Source organism: Halarchaeum salinum, assembly GCF_039520965.1.
Lineage (GTDB): Archaea > Halobacteriota > Halobacteria > Halobacteriales > Halobacteriaceae > Halarchaeum > Halarchaeum salinum.
In genome coordinates this window covers 1-5,985 of the sequence record NZ_BAAABL010000022.1, presented here as the reverse complement: position 1 = coordinate 5,985, position 5,985 = coordinate 1, and the positions used below count along the sequence as shown (strand labels likewise).

Here is a 5,985-nt window from a genome sequence, read left to right as displayed (position 1 = left end):
CGATCTACGTCATTTGTTTCTCGGTCCCTACGAGAGACTACCGAAATCGATCTGGGGCTAAACACGTACCAAGCGTCGATGGACGCGGCCGGGAATCGCCTTGAACAACTCCGCGAAAGCCCCCACCTCCGACGTGTCTTCAACCATACGCCCGCGCAGAACGACGCCGGCGAGTACATCGAGAACCACTTCGACTTCCGAAACTTCCTCGACGAAGACGTCACCATCCTCCTCGACTTGGGCGACCTCCGCCCGGAAGCACAGCAGGCAGTCACGCTCCTTCTGTTGAGCAACCTCTGGGATGCCGTGCAGGTGCGGCGGCGCGACGGCCAAACCGACTACGAGAACCTAACCAACCTCATCATTGAAGAAGCCGCGCCGGTCGCGTCGACGCGACTCGTTTCCGAGCAACTCCTCCCCCAGGGCCGCTCGTTCGGCCTGAGCATGGGGCTCGTGATGCAGTTCCCCGGCCAAGTACGCAATCGCAGCGAGCGTGCCTACGACGAAGTCTTGAACAACATCAAGACGAAGCTCATCGGCAACATCTCGATGGAGCGAGACCTCGCGGAGTCGCTTGCACACGAGGGATTGAGTCCGACCGAACTCCGGAATCGCGTGAACACACTGCCGAGTGGAGAGTGGATCGCCCAGCTTCCGAGTCCAGCGTTCGGCGAAACCGGCCCGTCGCCGTTCTCGATGAAGCCACTCCCCATCGCCGAGGGCCACCCAGAAAGCGACACTCCGCTCACCGAAATGGAAGCGTCCCAGTTCGAGTCAGTAACACTCCCACGTATCGTCGAGCGAACGCAACGCCAGTACGGCCTCAGCGCAGAATCCGATACAGCCGCGGACGACGGCTGGGGGAGTGGCTCTGACAACTCCACATCGCCGGAGGCGGAAACCACCCATTCCGAGTCGACGATGCTCAGTGGCTCACCCAACGAAACCAGTAGTGACTCCACCGCTACCGAGAGCAGTCCGCTTCTCGGCGGTGGTGACTCAACAAACGACTCGGAAATGTCGGCCTCCGAGTCGGCCTCCGAGTCGGCCTCTTCGGAGTCAGAAGCCGATACATCGCCAGTTGACGCTGGTGGAGTGTCCGTCCCTGACGCAGAGTTGGACCGTCGTGGACTCAGCCGCGACGATGCACGCTTCCTGCAGGACGTCCTCGACGTGATGAACGGCGCTGCCGACGCTCAATCCCTCCTCGAGCCGATGAGTGAACTCCGCGACGAGTACGCCGATCTCGACATTCAGCGACTCCTTGATCAAGACTTGCTCGCGCAGGCGTCCGCTTGTGGACGGACCTACTACACCGTTCTCCCAGCGGGTCGTGAACTTCTCGGCGAGCGACTCGCAGTCGGTCCCGGACAGGGCGATATCGGTGAACGAACACCCCACAAGGTCGGTGTCGAACTCCTGCGTCGCTGGCTCCAAGACCACAAGTCCGTCACGCGTGTCGAAACCTACTACGAACACGACCCGGAGACGGTCTTCGACGTCGCCGGCTTCGACGACGATGGAACGCTCGTCTGGGTCGGTGAAGTAGAGATGGCGAGTCACAACAACGACGCGCCAATCGGAGACTACGACAAAATGAGCGTCGTCGACGCGGACGTCGTCTGGGCGTTCAACAGACGCTCGTTCGCCGTCGAAACCATCGACACGCTCGCCGACGCGGATCGACTCGCAGACAACGTGAGTGGGCGCGCCACTCGCTCGTTTGCAGGTATTCGCGATGCGGTGAGTGAACTGGATGCCGCCGGGCTAACCACCGTTCAGAGCTTCAACCATCTCGACGAGACCTATAACGAATGACGTGGCGCGCTGCGACTCGCGACGACCTGGACACGTACTACAGCGACGAATTCCCCGACTATGTCGACGACCTGCCGTCGTTCATCACGGCGACCGGGCCGAAACAGTACGCACTCGCGTTCGACCACCCTCATCCCGTCCGAAAAGACGAGGTGCCGGACAAGGACTTCATTCGACGGGATACGTGGCAGACTGATACCGCCGGTGAGCGACAGCAGGCGGAGTTCGACGGATTTGACGACGTTCTCGACTTCATCCAGCATCCAGCACGGAACGACCCGCTCGACGGAAGCGAATTCGCACTCGCTGACCCCGGCCTCCTTGACCAGCCAGACCCGCGTCCGGATGCAGTCTACTACGCCCTCGATAACTGGGAGCGCCCCTGGGTACTACTCGTCGACATCGACGCGAAAACGATCGCTCGCGAACGCGCCGCAGACGCACTCCCACAGGACACCAGCCATCGCGACGACGAGGCACTTCTCGAAGCGACCGGCATACTGGACGCAGACCCCACTGGGTATCCGTACGCCTTCGAGGACATCGACCAAGCGATCGAGTACGGATTCGAGGTGCGCGATATCTTCGCGGACGACTTCGACGCCGAGGAAACGATGGTCGTCTACAGCGGCCAAGGCGTCCACGTCTACCTCCTCGATACCGATCTCGCCCATCGCTACGACGCACAGAGTCGCGAGGTTCTCAACGACCTCCTCCTCGAGTCGTACGACATCCCAATTGACCCAGTCGTCACTGCTGATCGGCGCCGCGTCGCCCGCCTCCCCTACTCACTCCACGTTGACGTCTCCCGTATCGTCCAGCCGATCGAGTCTCCGCAGTTCAACCCACGGACTGCCACGCCAGCCTTCCTCGACTGATGGCTACCACAACCCCCACGGACGACGAACGCACCGCCTACCAAGTCGCCGCGCTCCCCACCGAGTATGGGGAGATTCGGATTAACCAGCTGTTCACGCGTGGGTTCAACCGCTATACCGTCGACGGCGAGGACCAGCCCCAAGACCTCCTCGACGACCTCGAACGCTTCGGGACGGCCGCGTTCAAAGACGACGTCCGGGATACAGCAGCACGAGAGCCGTTCGTCGACGAACCAGGCACACTCGCGGTCCTCGCGACGCTGAGTGCGATCTGCATCAAAGCCCATCCGAAGTTCGAGGACGTCCCCCCGCGGAAGATCCAGCCGCTCTACGACGTTCGCGAACTCTACGTGAGCAATCTCGGCTCACTCATGCGCGAATACAGTGACGGCACGCTCCAGCAGGATATTGCGGAGGTTCTCTACGCGAAAGATCCGGGAGAGGATGGCCCGCACCCGGGACGCGTCTGCACCGGAATCAAGGAGATACCCGAATTCGACGGCGGCCTCTACCTCGAGATTCCGATGGCCGCCGCCTCCCGGAAATGTCTCGTCCGCGACGACCAACGGCCCAGTGATGAGGGTGAGACGGCGGAGATTCGGACGCGTGTGAAGGACAACAACCTGTACGTGCCGGCTGGTGATTTCGACGAGAAATACAGCGAGTACGCACGAGACGCGTTCAAGACACTGCTCCGCGAGCAGGAAGACGGCCTCTCCGAGGACCAGCAGACGTGGTTGGTGGCGAACGAGTCGGCAATCATTGAGCGGATCGACCGCTTCCTCGAGGGTGGCAACCACGACCGAATTTGGCGGGACTGGGACCGAGGTGAACGTCTCGTTCGCGTCCTTCGAGAGGCAGTCACCCACGCCGCGGATGACACGGCGGGGGTTGGGGCGTTCCACTCTGCGCAAGCGCTCTATGACGCGCTGGCTGCCTACGAGCCGGAGGCAGCGTGGAAACAGAGCATCCAGAACCGGGTGTCGAGTCCGCGCAGTCTCGGCAATCTCCTCGTCTCGCAGCAAGACCACCGCAGACTCACCGTCAAGCACGACCGAGAAACGAACCAGTACCGGATCGATGCGTCGTCACGTGGCGCTCACCCGATCACCGTCGAGTCGATCGAGGACCTCTTCGAGCTGCCCTGCATGGCGAATATGGCTGAGCGGCTCCAAGAGAAGAAGCCCGTTCGGAAAGATCTCTATAACTTCGTGCGGATGGTGATGTGGCTCCCGCAGTACCAGGAGAGTAGTCTAGACGAGATTGTTGCCGACCTCAAGGACGTCTTCTCCCAGTGGCCGTGGTACGACGAGCAGGAAACTGAGTACCAGATCCGCTACGAGTTCTCCAACACCATTGAGGGCGACACCCCGCTTCCGATGAACTGCGATAACGACGACCTCCAACGCTACTGTATCGGCCAGGATCAGTGCGACTACTCGATCTGGGGTAGTGTCCCCTTCCCGGACGAAATGTACGACCAACTCGACGGGCTAGATTCCGCCAGCGAATTCTAGCACCAGCCGAATAACTCCACATTCAGATAGGTAGGAAGACATAGATATTATGGAAGAGTCCAATTCTCGTCGCGCAATTTTCTTCGGGTTTCACGCGCTCTAAACCCTAATTCTCTAATTCAGATCTGAGGGCTGGCTCAAAGCCAGGGGTTGAATGCTAGTCCGTGATCCGTGTAACAGGGCCGGTATTTGGCTTTACCCGCGATTTCGGGGTTCTAAACCCGCCGTCGCGCAGAATTCCTATTTCTACATGAAACCCCGATGTCGTCGCGCGGATTGCTATCAGCTTAAATCTGCGCGACGGACCTCTACCAGATTTTAAGCCCGTTATTTTGCTCTCTGCACCTTCAAAATCGTCCAAAGGAAGGTAGAGGTACAGGGTGCAGATGCCACGGGCTATGACTGGCTGGAGGATGGAATTTAATTCTGTTCAGTCTATATTCATATCTGTATCTTAGGATGTTTCTGTGAGAGGTGCACTGAGGAGAAGCGGCATAGCGATGCGCCGTGTTTAACCAACAAATTGGGGGATTCCGTTTGGACGTTGGTTAACAGTAAGCGGAGGTGCAGATAGTGTATTCAGTCTCAGTTTCGAAGCTGCCGGCGGTCTTTGGCAGGTAGATTTAGTACCAGAGTCGAACCCAGTGTTGATCACCAGTTGTTTCTACGGGAAAAGCCGCCGATATAATCGGATTTCAACGAAGTCGACTGTGGGTATCAGCTTTCTCTCCGTCCACAGTAGGCGGGAAACCCGTACCTATAGTAGAGTCCAGAAGTCTTTGCAGTGGCAGCCGCTAAAGACTGGTCTATTCGATGGTTCTCGAAGATCCAGCGAGGGAGTGTGTAGATACTTCTGGTGATTACTATAGTGTGAAGGTACACCCCATCTGCAAAGTAAGCCAAGCTTCGCCCACGTTCTCCACCCATACTCGCTGTCTTGGACTTTCCGCGAAAGAATGGATGACAGTCGACACTCCACCCACAAGCTTATGGGCGGGTTTGCCGTACAAACTGATATGGCAAGTAGTCCGGGCGAACACGGCGAGGCCGAGAAGGACGCAGAAGTCCCCTCGGGGGTTCTCGATGGTCTCGACGACCTCGAGGAAGGCCGGACGCTCAGTGACGAGGAGTTCGAGGACGTCCTCAAGTTCTGATTGCGGTGCTCTCGCAGTGTTTTAGTGATCGCGTTCGAGTCGCCAGTACGTGAGTACCATCCCGCTCTCCGACGAGGAGAACTATGCGATTTTCACGGAGTCCTACGGGAAGTCGATGCGAGGGCTCGGGCGGGATCAGCAACTCCAAGTTCTCAAGCGACTCTATAAGACGATTGACAGCGACGCGCCGCAACACTACATCTACGAGACGGTCGAGGGATGTGACGAACTTGAGGTCATTCGCGCTGGCGGATCACTTCGCGTCTACTGCCGTCTTGTGATGGGCGTCCCGCATGGGAACAAGACGTACAACGTCCTCTTTGTCTTCTACGTTGACAATCACAGCTATCGGACGGAAGATCTCGAGCGGTTCGACGAACGCGCCGAGGAGCGGCTCGTGAACCTCACCGACCTCTCGACCGTCGACGATGTCGACAAGTATCTTGAAGAGCACGACGCAAAACAGGCGGAGTTCCTGAAAGAACGGCTTCATTGAATCCGCAGAGGGCGACGGGATTCACTGTTTCACGGCTTGTTCGACGTTGTAGACTGCGGCGGCGAGCACAATTTCACGAAACTGGCGATACCACGCTCGCGCTCGGACGGCGGAGCCGTACG

General features: G+C 58.7%; 5 protein-coding genes and 1 pseudogene. 5 read left to right on the top strand and 1 reads right to left on the bottom strand.

All coding sequences use genetic code 11. The features are described 5' to 3' along the window. From ABDZ36_RS02780 to ABDZ36_RS02760, 5 genes are all read left to right on the top strand, one after another. Positions 1 to 1,818: ATP-binding protein (locus tag ABDZ36_RS02780; protein ID WP_486187704.1), on the top strand; the 1,818-nt coding region annotated here is incomplete at its 5' end. Further along, on the top strand, positions 1,815 to 2,696 hold the full coding sequence (locus ABDZ36_RS02775; protein WP_211313727.1) for a bifunctional DNA primase/polymerase: 882 nt from the start codon (positions 1,815 to 1,817) through the stop codon (positions 2,694 to 2,696). The genes ABDZ36_RS02780 and ABDZ36_RS02775, both read left to right, overlap by 4 nt. After that, positions 2,696 to 4,213: a primase-associated protein gene (locus ABDZ36_RS02770; RefSeq protein WP_211313726.1), complete on the top strand. Its 1,518-nt coding sequence runs from the start codon at positions 2,696 to 2,698 to the stop codon at positions 4,211 to 4,213. The genes ABDZ36_RS02775 and ABDZ36_RS02770 overlap by 1 nt, the downstream gene beginning before the upstream one ends. Positions 4,214 to 5,229: 1,016 nt before the next feature. Next, positions 5,230 to 5,367, top strand: a complete 138-nt coding sequence (locus ABDZ36_RS02765) for a hypothetical protein (RefSeq protein ID WP_211313725.1) — start codon at positions 5,230 to 5,232, stop codon at positions 5,365 to 5,367. A 49-nt stretch (positions 5,368 to 5,416) separates the two neighbouring features. After that, positions 5,417 to 5,863, top strand: coding sequence for a hypothetical protein (locus tag ABDZ36_RS02760; protein ID WP_211313724.1), 447 nt, complete (start codon positions 5,417 to 5,419; stop codon positions 5,861 to 5,863). A gap of 21 nt (positions 5,864 to 5,884) precedes the next feature. On the opposite strand, the pseudogene ABDZ36_RS02755 reads toward ABDZ36_RS02760, so the two are convergent. Further along, positions 5,885 to 5,985 (bottom strand): annotated as a pseudogene (locus ABDZ36_RS02755) (IS5/IS1182 family transposase); the annotation flags it as partial.

What these genes read in the sequence shown, in the direction of transcription:
- ABDZ36_RS02775 (WP_211313727.1), top strand. Translation starts at nt 1,815, where the DNA reads ATGACGTGGCGCGCTGCGACTCGCGACGACCTGGACACGTACTACAGC.
- ABDZ36_RS02765 (WP_211313725.1), top strand. Translation starts at nt 5,230, where the DNA reads ATGGCAAGTAGTCCGGGCGAACACGGCGAGGCCGAGAAGGACGCAGAA.
- ABDZ36_RS02770 (WP_211313726.1), top strand. Translation starts at nt 2,696, where the DNA reads ATGGCTACCACAACCCCCACGGACGACGAACGCACCGCCTACCAAGTC.